General features: G+C 73.2%; 13 protein-coding genes. 7 read left to right on the top strand and 6 right to left on the bottom strand.

Going from position 1 to position 16,933, the window contains the following annotated elements; all coding sequences use genetic code 11:
• Nucleotides 1-23: 23 nt before the first annotated feature.
• The gene (locus B085_RS0131325) at nt 24-695 is read right to left on the bottom strand and encodes an enoyl-CoA hydratase-related protein (RefSeq protein WP_018562563.1); all 672 of its coding nucleotides are present in this window, start codon (nt 693-695) and stop codon (nt 24-26) included.
• Between the two features lie 218 nt (nt 696-913).
• On the opposite strand from B085_RS0131325, the gene tmpA reads away from it, so the two are divergent.
• The gene (tmpA, locus tag B085_RS0131320) at nt 914-2,551 is read left to right on the top strand and encodes a TauD/TfdA family dioxygenase (protein ID WP_018562562.1); all 1,638 of its coding nucleotides are present in this window, start codon (nt 914-916) and stop codon (nt 2,549-2,551) included.
• A gap of 182 nt (nt 2,552-2,733) precedes the next feature.
• On the opposite strand, the gene B085_RS0131315 is transcribed toward tmpA, so the two are convergent.
• The 4 genes from B085_RS0131315 to B085_RS0131300 form a co-directional block, all read right to left on the bottom strand.
• Nucleotides 2,734-3,516, bottom strand: coding sequence for a GntR family transcriptional regulator (locus B085_RS0131315; RefSeq protein ID WP_018562561.1), 783 nt, complete (start codon nt 3,514-3,516; stop codon nt 2,734-2,736).
• 115 nt (nt 3,517-3,631) lie between these two features.
• Nucleotides 3,632-5,599 carry a phosphocholine-specific phospholipase C gene (locus B085_RS0131310; RefSeq protein ID WP_018562560.1) on the bottom strand — a complete coding sequence of 656 codons (1,968 nt, stop codon included), beginning with the start codon at nt 5,597-5,599 and terminating at the stop codon, nt 3,632-3,634.
• A 29-nt stretch (nt 5,600-5,628) separates the two neighbouring features.
• Nucleotides 5,629-7,392, bottom strand: coding sequence for an endonuclease/exonuclease/phosphatase family protein (locus B085_RS49680; protein ID WP_018562559.1), 1,764 nt, complete (start codon nt 7,390-7,392; stop codon nt 5,629-5,631).
• Between the two features lie 344 nt (nt 7,393-7,736).
• Nucleotides 7,737-8,636 (bottom strand): glycoside hydrolase family 19 protein, encoded by a 900-nt coding sequence (locus B085_RS0131300; protein WP_018562558.1) that lies wholly within the window; start codon nt 8,634-8,636, stop codon nt 7,737-7,739.
• 284 nt (nt 8,637-8,920) lie between these two features.
• On the opposite strand from B085_RS0131300, the gene B085_RS0131295 reads away from it, so the two are divergent.
• A complete protein-coding gene (locus tag B085_RS0131295) occupies nt 8,921-10,291 on the top strand; it encodes an FAD-binding oxidoreductase (protein ID WP_018562557.1) in 1,371 nt (456 codons plus the stop codon).
• 48 nt (nt 10,292-10,339) lie between these two features.
• Here the strand turns inward: B085_RS0131295 and B085_RS0131290 are convergent, their stop codons facing one another.
• Nucleotides 10,340-11,311, bottom strand: a complete 972-nt coding sequence (locus tag B085_RS0131290) for an aldo/keto reductase (RefSeq protein ID WP_026251636.1) — start codon at nt 11,309-11,311, stop codon at nt 10,340-10,342.
• 395 nt (nt 11,312-11,706) lie between these two features.
• Here B085_RS0131290 and B085_RS50210 point away from each other — a divergent pair, with 395 nt between their 5' ends.
• The 5 genes from B085_RS50210 (at nt 11,707) to B085_RS0131265 (ending at nt 16,834) form a co-directional block, all read left to right on the top strand.
• Nucleotides 11,707-12,480 carry a hypothetical protein gene (locus tag B085_RS50210; protein WP_037732775.1) on the top strand — a complete coding sequence of 258 codons (774 nt, stop codon included), beginning with the start codon at nt 11,707-11,709 and terminating at the stop codon, nt 12,478-12,480.
• A 66-nt stretch (nt 12,481-12,546) separates the two neighbouring features.
• Nucleotides 12,547-13,359: a polyphosphate kinase 2 gene (ppk2, locus tag B085_RS0131280; RefSeq protein WP_018562555.1), complete on the top strand. Its 813-nt coding sequence runs from the start codon at nt 12,547-12,549 to the stop codon at nt 13,357-13,359.
• Between the two features lie 260 nt (nt 13,360-13,619).
• Nucleotides 13,620-14,396, top strand: a complete 777-nt coding sequence (locus B085_RS0131275; RefSeq protein ID WP_018562554.1) for a class I SAM-dependent methyltransferase — start codon at nt 13,620-13,622, stop codon at nt 14,394-14,396.
• Between the two features lie 237 nt (nt 14,397-14,633).
• The gene (locus B085_RS0131270; RefSeq protein WP_018562553.1) at nt 14,634-15,581 is read left to right on the top strand and encodes a Gmad2 immunoglobulin-like domain-containing protein; all 948 of its coding nucleotides are present in this window, start codon (nt 14,634-14,636) and stop codon (nt 15,579-15,581) included.
• 185 nt (nt 15,582-15,766) lie between these two features.
• The gene (locus tag B085_RS0131265; RefSeq protein WP_018562552.1) at nt 15,767-16,834 is read left to right on the top strand and encodes a zinc-dependent alcohol dehydrogenase family protein; all 1,068 of its coding nucleotides are present in this window, start codon (nt 15,767-15,769) and stop codon (nt 16,832-16,834) included.
• Nucleotides 16,835-16,933 lie beyond the last annotated feature (99 nt).

Below are 16,933 nucleotides of genomic sequence, written 5' to 3'. Positions count from 1 at the left end.
CCCCGGCGCCCCTGGCGTTCGGGTCAGCCGAGGGGCACGCCCTCTTGGCGAAGGGCCTCCAGGGCGGGTCCGTACAGGCGGGTCTTGATCGTGCCGAGGGTGGGACCCGCCTTCCCGGCCAGGGGACGGGCGAGGGCGACGGCGGCCTCGCGGACCTCGCCCTCGCCCGCCGTGCGGTCCACGATGCGCTCGGCCAGCGCGTCGAGGCCGCCGTAGCGGCGCGCGGTGGTCATGGCCTCGTGGGCCGTCTGCGGGTGCAGTCGGGCCTGGATGAGGGCCGACATGCCAGGGGTGAAGGGGATGTTGATGTCCGCCTCGGGCAGGCACCAGTAGCCCCGGTCGGCCCGCATCACGCGGAAGTCGTGGGCCAGCGAGAGCATCGCGCCCGCGGCGAAGGTGTGGCCCTGCAGGGCGGCGACGGTGGCCGCCGGCAGGGTCAGGAAACGGGCGAGCAGGGCCTGCACGCCGGTGACGTACGCGCCGGCCCGGTCCGCGTGGGCGAACAGCCACTCCAGGTCGAGCCCGTTGGACCAGAACTTGCCGGTGGCCGCGGTGACCAGGGCCCGCGGCCCCTCCGCCTTCTCCACCTCGTCCAGCAGGGCGTCGACGGACGCGAGCCAGTCGGGGTGGAAGCGGTTCTCGCTGTCCCCGAGGTCGAGGACGAAGACGTCGTCCTGGCGATCGAGCGTGGGCATGGCTGCCTCCGTCGTTGAGAGTCCCTGGGCGGTCCCGCTGCCTCACGTACCTACCGGTCGGTAACCGCCCTGCCATGCTACAAGCAACACCGCCTGGTGTCCCCCCTCCGCGCGTGCCGGGGTGTTCGCCGCCGCGACACGCCCGGGTCACCTCCCGGTCGTGTCCGCCTGTGACGGTCGGCAAAGTTGGCTATACAACTTTGCCCCGAGGAGCGACCATGTCCGCCCTGCCCAGCTTCCCCGTCGGTGATCTGCCGGCGATGTGGCTTCGTGACAACTGCCCCTGCGCCGAGTGCCGCGACCCGCGGTCCGGGCAGAAGCTGTTCCAGATCGGCGCCCTGCCCGCCGGGCTGCGGGTGGGCTCCGCGGCCGACACGGCCGGGGACGCGACGTCCGCCGTGGAGGTGGTCTGGGAACCCGACGGACACCGCTCCTCGTATCCGCTGGCGTGGCTGCAGGCCGTCCGGCCCGGGCGGAACGGGCACGGCGACCTGCGCAGCGAGGCCGGGAAGGAACTGTGGACCGCGCGCGAGGTCGCCGGACGGCTGCCCGAGGCGGGCTGGGAGGAGTACCTCGCCGAGGCCGGTGTGCGGGCCCGGATGCTCGAGTCCGTGCTGCGGCTCGGCTTCATGCTGTTGCGCGGCGTGCCCGGGCGCGAGGGCCAGGTGCTCGACGTGGCGGAGACCTTCGGCTACGTCCGCGAGACCAACTACGGGAAGCTCTTCGACGTTCGCGTCGAGCCGGACCCGAACAATCTGGCCTTCACCTCGGCCGCCATCACGCCGCACACCGACAACCCGTACCGGGACCCCGTTCCGACGCTCCAGTTGCTGCACTGCCTGGTCAACGACGCGGCCGGCGGGGACTCCGGCCTCGTCGACGGCTTCGCGGCGGCCGCGCTGCTGCGCCGTGAGGACCCGGAGGCGTTCGACGTGCTCACCCGCACGCCCGTGCCGTTCGTCTTCCGTGACGCGGGGACGGAACTGCGCGCCGACCGCCCGCTGATCGACACGGACCCGCTGGGCCGCGTACGGGAGGTGCGGCTCAACAACCGCTCGATCGGCACCCTGCGGCTCGCCGCGGACGAGCTGGAGGACTTCTACGCGGCCTACCGCACCTTCGCCGAGCTGCTGCTCCGCCCCGAACTGCAGCTGGACCTGCGGCTCACGCCCGGCGACTGCCTGGTCTTCGACAACACCCGTCTGCTGCACGCCCGCACCGCCTTCGCCCAGGACGGGGCGCGCCACCTGCAGGGCTGCTACGCGGACCTGGACGCGCTGGCGAGCACCCTGGCCGTGCTGCGCCGCGCGGACACCCTGGAGCCGCTCGCCGAGCTGTTCGCGGGCGCGGTGTCCGCGGAGTACCTGGGCGAGCCCGTCACCATGGCCCAGCACATGCTGCAGGCGGGAGCCCGGGCCGAGGCCGCCGGTGCCCCGCCGCACCTGGTGGCGGCCGCTCTGCTGCACGACATCGGGCACGTGGAGGGCGAGGTCGTCACCGGACGGGACCTGATGGCCGGCCACGACAACCGGCACAGCCACACCGGCGCCGACCTGCTGGGCCGCTGGTTCGGCCCCGAGGTCACCGAGCCGGTGCGGCTGCACGTTGCCGCCAAGCGCTATCTCTGCGCGGTGGAACCGGGCTACTACGACCGGCTGTCGGAGGCGTCCAAGTACACCCTGGAGGTCCAGGGCGGTGTGATGACGCCCCGCCAGGCGGCGGAGTTCGCCGGGCTGCCGGGCGCGGCCGACGCGGTCGCCGTCCGCCGCTGGGACGAGCAGGCGAAGGACCCCGCCGCCGCCACACCGTCGTTCGAGCACTTCCTCCCGCTGCTGTACGCGCTGATGCGCGGCTAGGACGGTTGGGGGGAACGCCGGTCGGAGGGTGCGTGGATGGGTGGGTGGACGGGTGGGCTGTCCCGCCGTCTCGCGCCCTTGGGGCGCGAAGATGCGGGCCGCGGACGGGAGGGTGCGGTCCGGGGGCCGCCGGTCCGCGGTGTGCCAGTGGGTGCGCGGCCGAGGTCCAGGCTCCGGGGCACTCAGTCCCTGCCGTTGCGCGGGCTGTGGCGGCGGCCGAGGGTGGAGGCCGCGACGGAGTTGTGCACCGTGAAGGCGATGGTGCCGGGGAGGTAGCGGTCCTCGGACCACTCCACCGGCGCGCCCGCCGGATCGGTGGTGCGGCGCCGCTCGCGCAGCAGGACCTGCCCGGGCGGGCAGTCCAGGAGGCGGACGTCGTCAGCGTCGGCCCAGGCGAGGTCGATGGTGTGGTCGGCGTCGGTGAACAGCACGCCGTGGGCGACGAGGGCCTCGGTGTGCGAGACCGTGTCGGGCGGCAGTTCCGTCACCAGCTCGCCGATCCGGGCCGGGTAGAGGGACCGTTCGACCATCACCGGCTCCCCGGACAGCGTCCGCACCCGCAGCACCAGGTGGACGTCGGCGCCGTCCTCCAGGCCGAGCCGGCCGGCTTCGAAGGGCTCGGCGGGCCGCCGCACCACGCTGTCCACCCGGCCGCCCGGGGTCTCCCCGATGGAGCGGGCCCAGTTGGTGAAGCTCAGCAGTTCCGAGAAGCTCTGCGCACGGGGGCCGCCGAGCACCGTGCGCCGGGTGCCGCGGCGCGAGGTGACCAGGCCGTCCGTGCGGAGCACGGCCAGCGCGTGCCGGACCGTGCCGCGCGATACGCCGTAGCGCTCGGCCAGGGTGCCCTCGGGGGGCAGTTTCGTGCCGGCGGCGTACTCGCCCGCGATGATCGCCTCGCGCAGTTCTGCCGCGACCTTCCGGTAGCGCAGCTCGCTGTCCGGGGTGCCCTGCTCCTGCCGCACCATGGTCTCCTGCGCTGCTCGTGCCGTGCGGGCCGCGCGCGCGGCCGGTTCCCCCGACCCTACCCGGAGGGGACGGGGGCAGGGGCGACCGCCCGCTCCCCGTCCCCTCCGGCGCGCGTCACACGGCGTGGACGGTTCCCGCGTACCGCTGGGCGAAGCGGGTGCCGGTGCCCGCGGTGACGGTCACGTCGTAGCGGCCGCCGTCCGTGCGCCAGGTCACCCGGGTGCGGTCGCCCGGCCGGACCCACACGGTCTGCTCCTTGCCCGCGAAGTCGTTCGGCGTGAGCGTGAAGGCGACCTCGGTGCCGCCGTCGTTGCGCAGGTAGAACTCGACGTTCGCGTTCTCCGGCCGGCCGTCGTGCCGCAGGGTCGCGGTGACGCCGGGCACGGCGACGTCGTCCTGCCCCTCGGGAACGATCGTCCCGGAGAAGCGGCGGACGAACCCGTCGGCGCCGTGAACGGAGAAGTCGTAGCGGCCGTCGGTGGCCGCCGCTTCCCACACATAGGTGCGCGACGAGCGCGGCGGAACCGTGAACGGCGTGCCGGTGAAGGGCAGCGCGGTGTTCGGCAAAACCGTGAAGTGGTAGCCGACGGTGCCGTCGTTGATCAGCCGGCAGGTGACCTTGCCCGTGTCGCGGTCGACGGCCACGTCGGCCCACGGCCGGTACGGCAGCGGTCGGTGCGGCCGCCGCCCCTCCTCCTGCTCGGGCATGGCCGACCGGTCCGGCACCTTCACCGCGGGCAGCGAGTTGTTGGCGTCGGCCTTGGCCATCAGCGCGACGGTGTCCGGCAGCCGGGGGATGCTGTAGTCGGGCTTGCTGAAGTCGAAGCAGCTGGTGAGGTCGCCGCACACGGTGCGCCGCCAGTCGGAGATGTTGGGCTCCTTCACCCCGGTGACGCGCTCCAGGAAGCGCAGCACCGACGTGTGGTCGAAGACCTGGGAGTTGACCCAGCCGCCGCGCGACCACGGCGACACGACCCACAGCGGCACCCGGCTGCCCAGTCCGATGGCCTTGCCGTTCGCGAACTCGTCCTTGGTGCCCGGCTCGGGGAACGGCGGGATGACGTGGTCGAAGTAGCCGTCGTTCTCGTCGTACATGACCAGGAAGACGGTGTGCTTCCAGACCTCGGGGTTGGAGAACAGCGACTGGAGCGCGGTGTCGACCCAGTGGGCGCCGTAGTCGGGGCCGGCCGACGGGTGCTCACTGAACAGGTACGGCGCCACCAGCCACGAGACGGTGGGCAGGGTGCCGTCCTTGCAGTGCTTGTCGAACGCCGTGGGGTCGAACTTCGTCATGGCGTTGATGTAGCGCGGGTCGTCCTTGGGGAACGCGTGGAACTGCTTGAAGTACGACAGCGCGTTGTCGTCGTAGTCGCCGTAGCGGTCGTCCGAGCCGTCCGGGTTGTGGTAGACGCGCCAGCTGACGCCGGCCTCTTCCAGCCGCTCCGCGTACGTCGTCCAGTCGGCCACCGGGTTGCCGGTGACCGGGGTGTTGTCGGTCCACGGGCCCGTGGTGCCGTCGACGCCGGGGCCGGCGGTGCCGGTCCACAGGTAGAGGCGGTTGGGGTCGGTGGGGCCGTTCAGCGAGCAGAAGTAGCCGTCGCAGAGGGTGAAGGCGTCGGCGAGCGCGTACTGGTAGGGGATGTCCTCGCGGGTGAAGTAGCCCATGGTGCGCTCGCCCTTGGCGGACACCCACTTGTCCATGGCGCCGTTGTTGACGGCGGTGTGGCCGCTGTCCCAGTCGTGGGGCAGGCCGCCGGCGTTCTGGGCGTTGTACTTGGTGGTGTCCATGCGGAACGGCAGGAGGTGGCCCTCCTCGCGTCCGCGGGCGGGCTGGCGGAACACGGGGTCGCCGTTGGACAGGACGGCCGCCTGGCGGTCGCCGAAGCCCCGTACGCCGCCGAGGGTGCCGAAGTAGTGGTCGAAGCTGCGGTTCTCCTGCATCAGGATCACGACGTGCTTGACGTCCTCGATGCTGCCCTGCCGCGGGCCGTGCCCGGCGGCCTCGGCCGTTCCGGAGAGCCCGACGGCTGCGGCGGCTCCCGCAGCGGTCCCGATGAAGGCGCGGCGGCTGAACTCGGTCATGGGTGAATGTGTCCTTAGGTCGTTCGGGGTCAGCCGCGGGCGGACAGGGAGAAGGTGACGACGGCGGCGGCGTGGTCGGAGGGCCAGCCGTTGCCGGCGGTGTCCGGGACGGGCCGGGGCCGGCCGGTGACCAGGGTGTGCGCCTCGACGACCTTGAGGGGGCCCGCGTACTGGACCTGGTCGATGCGGTCCTGCGGTTCCGCGCCGCCGCCCTCGTGCTGCGGCCTGACGGGCGACCAGGTGGTGCCGGGGTTCTTCACGGGGCTGGAGTGCTCGGCGCGGAAGGCGTCGGTGAGGCCGGCGTCCTCGAGGGCCTCGGTGACGGGCCAGCGGAGCCGGCCGGTCCCCCCGTGTGCGGACGACGTGCGGTTCGTCCAGTCGCGGTGCGACGGCGAGGCCAGGCCGGCGGCGAGCACGACAGGACCGCGCGAGGCGATGTCCTGGCGCATCGCGGCCACCAGGGCCTGCGTCTGCCGGTATCGCGCGCTGCCCTTCTCCGCGGCCTCGACCTGCGCGGCGGTCCGGCCCGCGAGCACGGCGTACGGCCCGTATCCGGCTTCGTCCAGCTGCGCCGTCCACAGCCGCACGGTGCGGTCGCCGGGCAGCCGCAGCGTCGCGGCGGCGGCGGGCAGCGAGGCGGTGGGGACGACGGTGCCGGTGAGCGGGTAACGGCTCACGATGCCGAGGCCGCCGGCCTGGTGCACGTGCCAGCCGAGCGCGGCGGCGAGCCGCTGGGCGGCGTCGTCACCGCACTCCTGGAGCGCGACGGCGTCGAGGCCCTGGGTCAGCACCAGCCGCAGCTGCTTCTCCAGCGCGCCGTCGATGTGGCTGCCCGCCTCCCACAGGTTCAGCGTGGCGACCTTGAGGGTCAGCCGGTCCCTGCTCGCGCGGACCGGCACCTGCACGGTGACGGTGTCGGTGCCCACGGCGCTGTCGGTGACGGCGACGACCAGCCGTCCGGGCGTGCGCGGCGCGAGGGACGGGGCCTTGCCGCTGACGGTGCCGTCGGCGGCGACGGTCAGCCAGGGGTCGCCGCCCGCCCGCTTGAAGGTGGCGCTTCCCTCGGCGTTGCCCTCGGGGCGGATCCACAGCCCGCCGAGTTCGACGGAGAAGGCGGTGCCCGCCGTCTGCGCGGCGGTGGTGAGGGCGTCCACGACCGCGTGCGGGCGCGGGATGACGGGGCGCGGCACGAAGCTGAAGGGCGCGGTGCGGGCCAGGATGCCGTAGCCGTCCTTGGCCAGCAGGTAGGCGGTGTACGGGCCGCCGCTGAGGCCGGAGGTGTCGATGGTGATGTCGCCGGAGGCGGCGGGGGTGTACTCCCAGGCGAGGGAGGCGCCGTTGCCGGGGACCCGGTCGCCGTCGTAGACGCCGATCCAGTTCTTGGCGTGGGGTGCGTCGGTCGTCCAGTGGAAGGAGACCTTGTCGCCCTCGAACGGGTGGGGGGTCAGCAGTTCCACGGAGTCACCGGTGGGCGGGCCGGCGAAGGTGAACGGCTCGCTCCTGGCGAGGATGCCGTAGCCGTCCTTGGCCAGCAGGTACACGGTGTACGGCCCCCCGCTCAGGCCGGAGGTGTCGAGGGTCGTCCGCCCCGAGCTGCCGGTGACGTACGTCCACACCAGCGAGCCGCTGCCGCCGGCGGGCTGCCGGTCGCCGTCGTAGACGCCGATCCAGTTCTTGGGGTCCGGAGCGTCCGTCGACCAGGTGAAGGTGAGTTTGTCACCGCGTTGCGGAGGCGTCGTGGAGTCGAGCGCGACGCTGCTCCCGGATGCGGCGACCTGTGAGAGGGATGGCACGGTGTTGGGTCCTCTCCGCCCCGGGCGCCGCCGCGGCGGCGTACGGGTGGGCAAAGTTGTCTAGATAACTTCGCTCCCAGCAAGCCGTCCCATGGCGACCATTCCGTGAACGACGGGTTGCCGCCGACCGGGGATCAGAGGGAAATCTGAGGATCGCCCGCGGGGCGGGGCGGGTCGCCCGTCGCCCGGGCAACCGCTCTGAACAGCAGCGTCGCGGCGAACGGGGCGCGCCACAAGGGTTTCCGCACACGCGGTCGCGGCCTCCCCCCGGGCCACCGCTCGGGGGGAGGCGGCGTCATGCACCGTTCAACGGCGCACGTTCCGCTGCGCACAGGTGGAGTCGTTCAGCAGGTCAGGTTGCCACCCGGGGCGACGCCCAGGATCTGGGTGAAGCGCTGGTAGTTGTCGACGCGGCTCTGCACCTGCGCCGGGTTGCGGCCGTCGCATTCCAGGGAGCCGTTGATGGAGCGGATGGTCTGACCGAAGCCGGCCTGGTTCACCATGGCGTTGTGCGGGGTCATGGTGCCGGGGCCGCTCTGGGTGTTCCAGTACCAGAGACCGGTCTTCCACGCCACGGCGGCGTCCTGCTCGACGAGCCAGGGGTTGTGGAGGAGGTCGATGCCGAGGGCGTCGCCGGCGGCCTTGTAGTTGAAGTTCCAGCTGAGCTGGATCGGTCCGCGGCCGTAGTAGGCGGCCTGGCCGGCGGGGCAGCCGTAGGGCTGGCCCCAGTCGCAGTAATGGGGGTAGTTGGCGGTGTTCTGCTCGACGATGTGGACCAGTCCGCCGGTCTCGTGGGCGATGTTGGCGAGGAAGGCGGCGGCCTCCTGCTTCTTCACCGTGTCGCTGCCGGTCCTGGCGAAGCCGGGGTACGCGGAGAGGGCCGCGACCAGGCCGCTGTAGCCGTAGAAGGAGTTCCGGCTCGGGAACATCTGGTTGAACTGGGCCTCGCTGACCACGAATCCCGACGGGTTGCCGGGGTCGCCCGGGTCGGTCGTGCCGCCGCCGCAGGTGCCCTGGTCGGCCCAGACACCCCATTCGCCGGTGGTGCCGGGGGTCTCGCCCTGCGTCCACCACTTGGCCTGCCAGTTGTGGCCGCTGTAGGAGGCGGTCATGCCGCCGGTGTAGACCGCGCCGGCGCTCCAGGGCGTGGCGCAGGTCGCGGCGGAGGCCGTACCGGCGGGGAGGGCCACCGCCAGGCCGGCGGCGGCCGTGAGTGTCGTCAGGGCGGCGAGGATACGTCGCATCACCGTAACTGCTCCTTGCGTGGGGGGAGTTGCTGCGCTTCGCACTGAGCAATGAACCGGATTGGCCTATACCTGTCAAGGTCTAGACCAACATCCCCCGCATGGCCCCGGCACGGCCCCGGGTTGAGGCTCCGCCCCTTCGGCGTAGCGTGGAATCAGGCCGGCGCCGGCGGACGGGCGGGCCCGCGGGCGAGGTGCACGCCACGTCGAGCCGCACCGCCGGCCCCAGGCGGGCCGTGTCCCCGGGCGGTGCCCGCGTACGAAGCGCACGAGGAGTGTCGGCCATGGGCAAGCCCTCAATCGACCACTTGCGGGAGCGCGTGCACGGGGCGGTGATCACCGCGGACGACGGCGGCTACGACGAGGCCCGGAGGGTCTACAACGCGATGATCGACCGGCGTCCCGCCGTCATCGTGCGCTGCGCCAACGCCGGCGACGTCATCGCGGCGGTGGACTTCGCCCGGGAGAACGGTCTCGACCTCGCGGTGCGCGGCGGCGGGCACTCCGTACCGGGCTTCGGTACCTGCGACGACGGGGTGGTGGCGGACCTGTCGCTGATGCGCTCCGTACGCGTCGACCCCGGATCACGCACCGCCCGCGCCGAGGGCGGCGCCACCTGGGCCGACGTCAACGCGGCGACGTACGCCTTCGGGCTGGCCACCACCGGCGGCATCATCTCCACCACCGGCGTCGGCGGCCTCACCCTCGGCGGCGGCATCGGCTACCTGTCCCGGGGGCTCGGGCTCAGCTGCGACAACCTGGTCTCGGCGGACGTCGTCACCGCGGACGGACGTTTCCTCGTCGCCAGCGAGAAGGAGTACGACGACCTCTTCTGGGCGCTGCGCGGCGGTGGGGGCAACTTCGGCGTGGTGACCTCGTTCCGGTTCCGGCTCAGCCCGGTCGGGGACATCTACGGCGGCCCGATCTTCTACGACCTCGAGGACGCCCGCAGCGTGCTGCACGCCTACCGCGAGATCATCGCCGACGCCCCCGAACAGCTGGGCGCCTTCCCCGCGTTCCAGATCGCCCCGCCCCTGCCCTTCATCCCGCCGGAGCGGCACGGCAGGGTCCACATCGCCGCCGTGACCTGCTGGGCCGGACCGCTCGAGGAGGGCGAGCGGGCACTGCGGCCCTTCCGCGACATGGCGCCGGTCGTCGCCGAGCACGTCGGCCCGATGCCGTACCCGGCGCTCAACACCGCCTTCGACGGGCTCGTGCCTCCCGGCCTCCATCACTACTGGAAGGCCAACTTCGTCACCGAGCTGACCGACGAGGCCATCGCCGCGCACCTCGCGCATGCGCCCGGCCTGCCCGCCCTGAACTCGACCGTGCACATCTACCCGATCGACGGCGCCTGCCACCGCGTCGCCGCGGAGGCGACCGCCTTCGCCTACCGCGACGCGTCCTTCGCCACCGTGATCGCCGGCATGTGGCCGGATCCCGCGGCCAACGAGGCCAACACCGCCTGGGTGCGCGACTACTACCGCGACCTGGCACCGCTCTCGGAGGAGGGCGGGTACGTGAACTTCATGGCCGGCGACGACCAGGGACGGATCCGGGCCAACTACAAGGGCAACTACGACCGCCTGGTCGAGGTCAAGCGGACGTACGACCCCGGGAACCTGTTCCACCTCAACCAGAACATCACGCCGTGACGACCGCCCCGTCCGGGACCGGGGTTCCGGCCCCGGCCCGGTGGCGGCTCAGGAGAAGCCGACGACGGCGTGCGGCCGGTACGGGCTCTCCAGCTCCTTCAGCTCCTCCTCGGTGAGGCGCACGTCCAGCGCGGCGACGGCATCGCGCAGATGCGCCTCCTTGCCGACGCCGACGACGGGCGCCGTCACCCCGGGCTTCCCCAGCAGCCACGCCAGGGCGATCTGCGCCCGCGACAGCCCGCGCCGTGCCGCGATGGACGCCACGGCCTCGACGATCACCCGGTCCTCCTCGAGGTAGAGGGTGCCGCCGAACGCGTCGGTGTCCTGCCGGGCACTGCCCGCGTCCCAGTCACGGGTCAGCCGCCCCCGGGCGAGCGGGCTCCACGGGGTCACGCCGACGCCCTGGTCGGCGCAGAGCGGCAGCATCTCGCGCTCCTCCTCGCGGTGGAGGAGGTTGTAGTGGTTCTGCATGCTGACGAACTTCGTCCAGCCGTGGCGCTCCGCCGTGTACTGGGCCTTGGAGAACTGCCAGGCGTACATGGAGGACGCCCCGATGTACCGCGCCTTGCCCGACCTCACCACGTCGTGCAGGGCCTCCATCGTCTCCTCGACCGGGGTGTGCGGGTCCCAGCGGTGGACGATGTAGAGGTCCACGTAGTCCGTCCCGAGGCGGCGCAGGCTCGCGTCGATCTCGGTGAGGACGGCCTTCCGCGACAGACCCGCCCCGTTCGGGCCCGGGCGCATGCGGCCGTGCACCTTGGTGGCCAGCACGATCTCCTCACGCGGGGCGTACTCGGCGAGGGCACGGCCGACGATCTCCTCGCTGGTGCCGTCGGAGTAGACGTTGGCGGTGTCGAAGAACGTGACGCCGGCCTCGACCGCGGCGCGTATGAGCGGGCGGGCGGCGTCCTCCTCCAGCGTCCACGGATGGCCGCCGCGGTCGGGTGTGCCGTAGCTCATGCAGCCCAGGCAGATCCGCGAGACGTCCAGACCGGTCCTGCCGAGTTTCGTGTACTCCACGTCCATGCCTCCGCGTGTGATGTGGTGGCTTCGATCGCCGTACGGCGCACCCGAGTATGCAAGCCGGTGGATCTTCACGTCGACGACCCCTGCCCGGAACACGGAGGCATCCGTCCGTATCGTCCGGAACCTGACCATAAAATCCCTATCCACCATTACAGGACTTCCGCCCCGTCAGGGACGTGGGCGATGTCACATGCACCGATTTGCGCGGTTCCTCATGGCTTTGACCTGCGACTTTCCGGAACATGGCACTCCGTTTCCGACGACTGCGCAGGTCAGGCCCTTGCGCCGGCGGGAATGCTCGCGCAGAGTCCTGACGTATCCGGCCCCGGCCGCGCAGCGCGGCAGCCGGCATTCCGGGCGGGGGCTAGCCGAAAGGGTCCTCGTCTCACATGCGCAACCAGGCCAAGCACCGCCGCGGGCGTTCCCTGCGGCTCAAGCTGTCCGCCGCGGCTGTCGCCTCCGCCGCGGCCTTCGGCGGCACCGCATGGGCACTCCAGCAGTCCGGCTCGGAGGGCTCCGGGGCGGACCGCCCGTCCGGCTCCTCCAAGGTCCACGTCACCTCGATCGTGCCGAGCGCGTCCGGGCAGCCGGAACGCGGGCTGGCCGAGGCCGACAGCGGTCACCGCGACACAGCCCCGGAGGCCGAGGAGAAGAAGGACACCGGCACGACGCCATCCGAACGCCCCGCCCCGGCGAAGGCCAAGCCGAAGGCGAAGCCCGAGAAGCCGAAGCCCGCGAAGACCACGGCCGGGCCCACGACCACCAAGCCGGCCCAGCCGAAGCCCCCCGCGAGCACGCCGACCCCGAAGCCGACCCACTCCACCACCCCGCCGGCGACGCCCACCCCGACGCCGACGCCGACACACACACCGGACCCGACTCCGCCGGCGACCACCCCGGCCCCGACTCCGGCACCCACGACCAGCGCCCCGTACACCCCCGCACCCCCGGCTGCCGAGGCGGCCGAGCCCCCGGCGGCGTCCGCCCCGCGAACCGCGCCGCCCACCGCCCCGCACCGCGCGGACACCGAGCTGCCGCCGCCCTTCGCGGGGATACCGCACCTCCACGGCCGCGGGCACGCCCACGGCCCCTGGCTGCCCTTCCCGGCGACCGCCCCCGGTCACTCCGCCGGCGCTCCGGGCGGTACCGGCCCGGTCGGCTGAGCCTCCCCCGGAGGCCGCCCCGGGAGCCGTACCGTGGGCGTCCTACGGAAGCGAGGGCGCCGGGGCATGGGTGACAAGAAGGGGCAGGACCGCCTGCCGCGCGTTGTGTACGAGCGGGAACTGCTGCGGCTGCAGGTCGAATTGGTCAAGCTGCAGGAATGGGTGCGGGCCGGCGGACACCGGCTCGTCGTGGTCTTCGAGGGGCGCGACGCCGCCGGCAAGGGCAGCACGATCAAGCGGGTGACGGAGCACCTCAACCCCCGCATCGCACGCATCGCCGCGCTCCCCGCGCCGACCGAACGCGAGCGCACCCAGTGGTACTTCCAGCGCTACGTCGACCATCTGCCGGCCGCCGGGGAGATCGTCCTCTTCGACCGGAGCTGGTACAACCGCGCGGGCGTCGAGCACGTGATGGGCTTCTGCACCCCCGAGGAGCACGTGCGCTTCCTGCACCAGTGCCCGATCTTCGAACGGCTGCTGATCGAGGACGGCATCATCCTGCGCAAGTACTGGTTCTCCGTCAGCGACGCCGTGCAGGAACAGCGTTTCCGGGCCCGTCTAAAGGACCCGACGCGCCGCTGGAAGCTGTCGGGGATGGACCTGGAGTCCATCACGCGCTGGGAGGCGTACTCGCGAGCCAAGGACGAGATGTTCGTGCACACCGACATCCCCGAGGCCCCCTGGCACGTCGTCGGGAGCGACGACAAACGCGCCGCCCGCATCAACATGATCGCCCACCTCCTGGCCGGCATCCCGTACGAGGAGGTGCCGCTCCCCGTCATCGAGCTCCCGCCCCGCCCCGAGTCGACCGGCTACCAGCGCCCGCCCCGCGACCTGCAGACCTACGTCCCGGACCACGCGGCGACCCTGCGCCGTTGACGCCGCCGTTGCCGACGCGGTGACGCTGTCGGGGATCCGCCGGAAATCCGCTGGAAAACATCGCCGGGCGTGCCCGGGAAAGGCACCGCGGAGGGCCTCGGAGGGGGCGGGGGCGTGCCCGCGGGCGGGGGGCGGACACGGCGGCCGTAGGGCGGGTCCGGTGTGGGGGAGGCGGGCGTACGCGGGGTTCGCGCACTGCCGCTGAGCTGGGCTTTCGGGCTCGCACGGCCTAGCGTCTCCACATCGGGAAAGGGGATCTGATGGACCGTGGAATCCGAGACGTCGACGATGTGCTGAGGCTCCTGGACGACCTGTTCGCCGCGGGCGCCGACCGCTGGACGGACGGGGCGGCCGACTGGTGGGACGCGTTCTACGCGGACCGGGCCCGGCCCGTGCCGTTCTTCGTGGACAAGCCGGACGAGAACCTCGTGGAGTGGCTCGACCGGGGCCTGATCGCCCCGGGCGGCAGGGTCCTCGACGTCGGGTGCGGTCCGGGGCGCAACGCGCGGTACCTGGCCGCACGGGGGTTCACCGTGGACGCCGTCGACCTCTCCTCCGCCGCCATCGCCTGGGCCGAGGAGCGGGCCCGCGAGGCCGGGGCGGCGGTGCGCTTCCACCGCGGTGACGCTTTCACGCTGGCCGGGACGGTGCTGCGCGGCCCGTACGACCTGGTCCACGACTCGGGCTGCTTCCACCATCTGCCGCCGCACCGGCGCATCAGCTACCTCTCGCTGCTGGACCGGGTCCTTGCACCCGGCGGGCATCTGGCGCTGACCTGCTTCGCCGCCGGCGCCATGGGGTCCGAGCTGGACGACGCCGACTTCTACCGCGAGTCCCGGCTGCACGGCGGCCTGGCCTACACCCCGGAGTCGCTGCGCCGGATCTTCTCCGGCCTGACAGAGGTCGAGCTGCGCCGCATGCGCGACGAACCGGCGGACTCCGCCCGCTTCGGCGAGGACTTCCTGTGGGCGGCCTTGTTCCGGGCGCCGCGGGCGGCTCGGCCTCCTGCCGGACCAGGGGCCGCCGCGGCTCGGTGACGAGGGCGGCCGGAGCCGCAGCCGGGGCGGAACCGTGCCGGACCGGCACCTGCTCTTCCGCCACCGGGCAGCCGCGCCGCCGCGGCCGGATCCGGCCGCGCCCGCGTTAGGGCGTCGATGCCTTCCTGAGCGAGGCACCACGCACCCGGGTCGACCCGATGCGGGTGACCCTCCCGGGTGATGGCGCGCCGGGGCCGGAGCGGGCACTGTGTGCACATGCCGGAGGGGAGGACGCACATGGACGGTGCCCGGCTCGCCGCCTCACGCCCCGCGCGGGCGCTCGCCGCCGCGCTGCTGTCCCTCGCCCTGCTGTCCGCCTGCGGCGGCACCGGCCGGGAGCCCTCCGGGGCCCCGTCCCGGACCGGCACACCCGTCGGCACCCCGAGCCGCACATCGCCGGACCCCACCAGCCCCGCCTCCGCGCCCCCGCCCGTGTCCGCGCCCGCGTCCGCGTCCGCGTCCGCCACGGCGGCGCCCCGCCCGGTCCGGGCGGCCGTCTACTTCCTCCACGAGGGCAGGCTTTCTGCCGCGCCGCGCACGGTCACCGGCCCGGCGACCGCCGCGGCGGCCCTGCGGGCCCTGCTCGCGGGGCCGAGCGGCGTCGAGCGCGGCCAGGACCGGGTGACGGCGATCCCCTCGGGAACGGCGCTGCGGTCCCTGGCGGTACGCGACCGCGTCGCCACCGTGGACCTCTCGGGCCGCTACGACGACGCCCCCGGCGCTTCCGCGGACGCCCGGCTGGCCCAAGTGGTGTTCACCGCGACCCGGTTCCCCGGCGTCGAGAGGGTGCGCTTCCGCGTGGACGGCGGGCCGGCGGCCGGCCTCGGCCCGGCCGCCGGCGGCCGCCCGCTCGGCCGCGGCGACTTCGAGGACCTCTCCCCCGGCGTCCTCGTGGAGTCGCCGCTCCTGGGCGAGACCGTCACCGCCCCGCTGCGCGTGCACGGCACGGCGAACACCTTCGAGGCGGAGTTCCGGCTGCGGGTCTCCGACGGCTCCGGCCGCACGGTCGCCGACGTACGGGTGGCGGCCTCCTCCGGCAGCGGCACCCGGGGCACCTTCGACGTGACCGTGCCCTACCGCGCGGCCGGCGTACCGGGACCGGGCACCCTGACCGCCTACGTGCTGTCCGCCGAGGACGGCCACCGCGTCGTCCTGGACACGGTGCCGCTCACGCTCGCGCAGTGAGGCGGGCCCGGCCGGACCGTGCGCGCGCCGCCGCACCGGCCGAGACTGGAACCAGGGGGCACGTCCCGGGTCCAGGAAGCCGCCATGAACGCCGTCCGGCACGGTCCCGGCGCCGGATGCGAGGGCCGCCGGCCGCGCCCACGCTGGGAGGGGGGACACAGCTCAGCCCGAAGGAGCGGAACGCCATGAAGGCATGGGTCTTCCAGGGTCCGGGACGCGCCGCCTGGCAGGAGGTGGCCGATCCCGTCCTCCAGGACACGAGCGACGCCATCGTCCGCGTCGACACCGTCGCGATCTGCGGCACCGACCTGCACATCCTCAAAGGCGACGTGCCGGACGTCGCTCCCGGCACGGTGCTCGGCCATGAGGCCGTGGGCGAGGTCGTCGAGACCGGCGCGGACGTCGACACCGTCCGGCCCGGCGACCGGGTGCTCGTCAGCTGCGTCTCCGGGTGCGGACGCTGCCGGTTCTGCCGTGAGCAGGCCTATGGGCAGTGCCTGGACGGCGGCGGCTGGGTGCTCGGTCATCTCGTCGACGGCACGCAGGCGGAGTACGTGCGCGTGCCCTACGCCGACACCTCGCTGCACGCGCTGCCGCACAACGTGAGCGGGCACGACGCGGTCCTGCTCTCCGACGTCTTCCCCACGGCCTACGAGGTGGGCGTCCTCAACGGCCGGGTCCGGCCCGGGGACACGGTCGCCGTGGTCGGCTGCGGCCCGATCGGCCTGGCCGCCGTCGCGACCGCCCAGCTCTGCTCCCCGCACACCGTGATCGCCGTCGACGTGGCGGCGGCCCGTCTGCAGGCCGCGAAGAACCTGGGCGCTGACGCCGTGGTCCCGGCGGGCGAGCAGCCGGAGCAACTGGTGGACGACCTCACCGGAGGGCTCGGCGCGGACGTGGTGATCGAGGCCGTGGGGCTGCCGGAGACCTTCGAGATGTGCACGCGGATGGTCCGGCCCGGCGGCCGGGTGGCGAACGCGGGGGTGCACGGCAGGCCCGTCACGCTCCACCTGGAGAAGCTCTGGAACCGCAACGTCACCATCACCACGGGCCTGGTCGACACCTACTCCACGCCCACCCTGCTGCGCCTGCTGGAGGCCCGGAAACTGCCCACCGGCCCCTTCGTCACGCACACCTTCGAACTGCACGAGATGGCGGAGGCCTACGACGTGTTCGCGGCGGCGGCGGACACCGGCGCGCTCAAGGTCGTCCTGGGCGGGCCGCACCATGACGTGCTCGTGCCCAGGTTCTGACCGGAGCGGGCGTGCGGAGCGGGGCGTAAGGGACGCGTCAGGGACACCACGGCCACTCTTGACGGAATCTTAACGTCGTGAGGCTCCCCTACGGGGGTT

The sequence above is a fragment of the Streptomyces sp. BoleA5 genome, assembly GCF_000373665.1.
In the GTDB taxonomy this organism is placed as follows: domain Bacteria; phylum Actinomycetota; class Actinomycetes; order Streptomycetales; family Streptomycetaceae; genus Actinacidiphila.
Note: the sequence above shows the minus strand (reverse complement) of the source record. Positions and strands in the feature narration are given on the sequence as shown.

What these genes read in the sequence shown, in the direction of transcription:
- B085_RS0131325 (WP_018562563.1), bottom strand. Translation starts at nt 695, where the DNA reads ATGCCCACGCTCGATCGCCAGGACGACGTCTTCGTCCTCGACCTCGGG.
- tmpA (WP_018562562.1), top strand. Translation starts at nt 914, where the DNA reads ATGTCCGCCCTGCCCAGCTTCCCCGTCGGTGATCTGCCGGCGATGTGG.
- B085_RS0131315 (WP_018562561.1), bottom strand. Translation starts at nt 3,516, where the DNA reads ATGGTGCGGCAGGAGCAGGGCACCCCGGACAGCGAGCTGCGCTACCGG.
- B085_RS0131310 (WP_018562560.1), bottom strand. Translation starts at nt 5,599, where the DNA reads ATGACCGAGTTCAGCCGCCGCGCCTTCATCGGGACCGCTGCGGGAGCC.
- B085_RS0131300 (WP_018562558.1), bottom strand. Translation starts at nt 8,636, where the DNA reads ATGCGACGTATCCTCGCCGCCCTGACGACACTCACGGCCGCCGCCGGC.
- B085_RS0131295 (WP_018562557.1), top strand. Translation starts at nt 8,921, where the DNA reads ATGGGCAAGCCCTCAATCGACCACTTGCGGGAGCGCGTGCACGGGGCG.
- B085_RS50210 (WP_037732775.1), top strand. Translation starts at nt 11,707, where the DNA reads ATGCGCAACCAGGCCAAGCACCGCCGCGGGCGTTCCCTGCGGCTCAAG.
- ppk2 (WP_018562555.1), top strand. Translation starts at nt 12,547, where the DNA reads ATGGGTGACAAGAAGGGGCAGGACCGCCTGCCGCGCGTTGTGTACGAG.
- B085_RS0131275 (WP_018562554.1), top strand. Translation starts at nt 13,620, where the DNA reads ATGGACCGTGGAATCCGAGACGTCGACGATGTGCTGAGGCTCCTGGAC.
- B085_RS0131270 (WP_018562553.1), top strand. Translation starts at nt 14,634, where the DNA reads ATGGACGGTGCCCGGCTCGCCGCCTCACGCCCCGCGCGGGCGCTCGCC.
- B085_RS0131265 (WP_018562552.1), top strand. Translation starts at nt 15,767, where the DNA reads ATGAAGGCATGGGTCTTCCAGGGTCCGGGACGCGCCGCCTGGCAGGAG.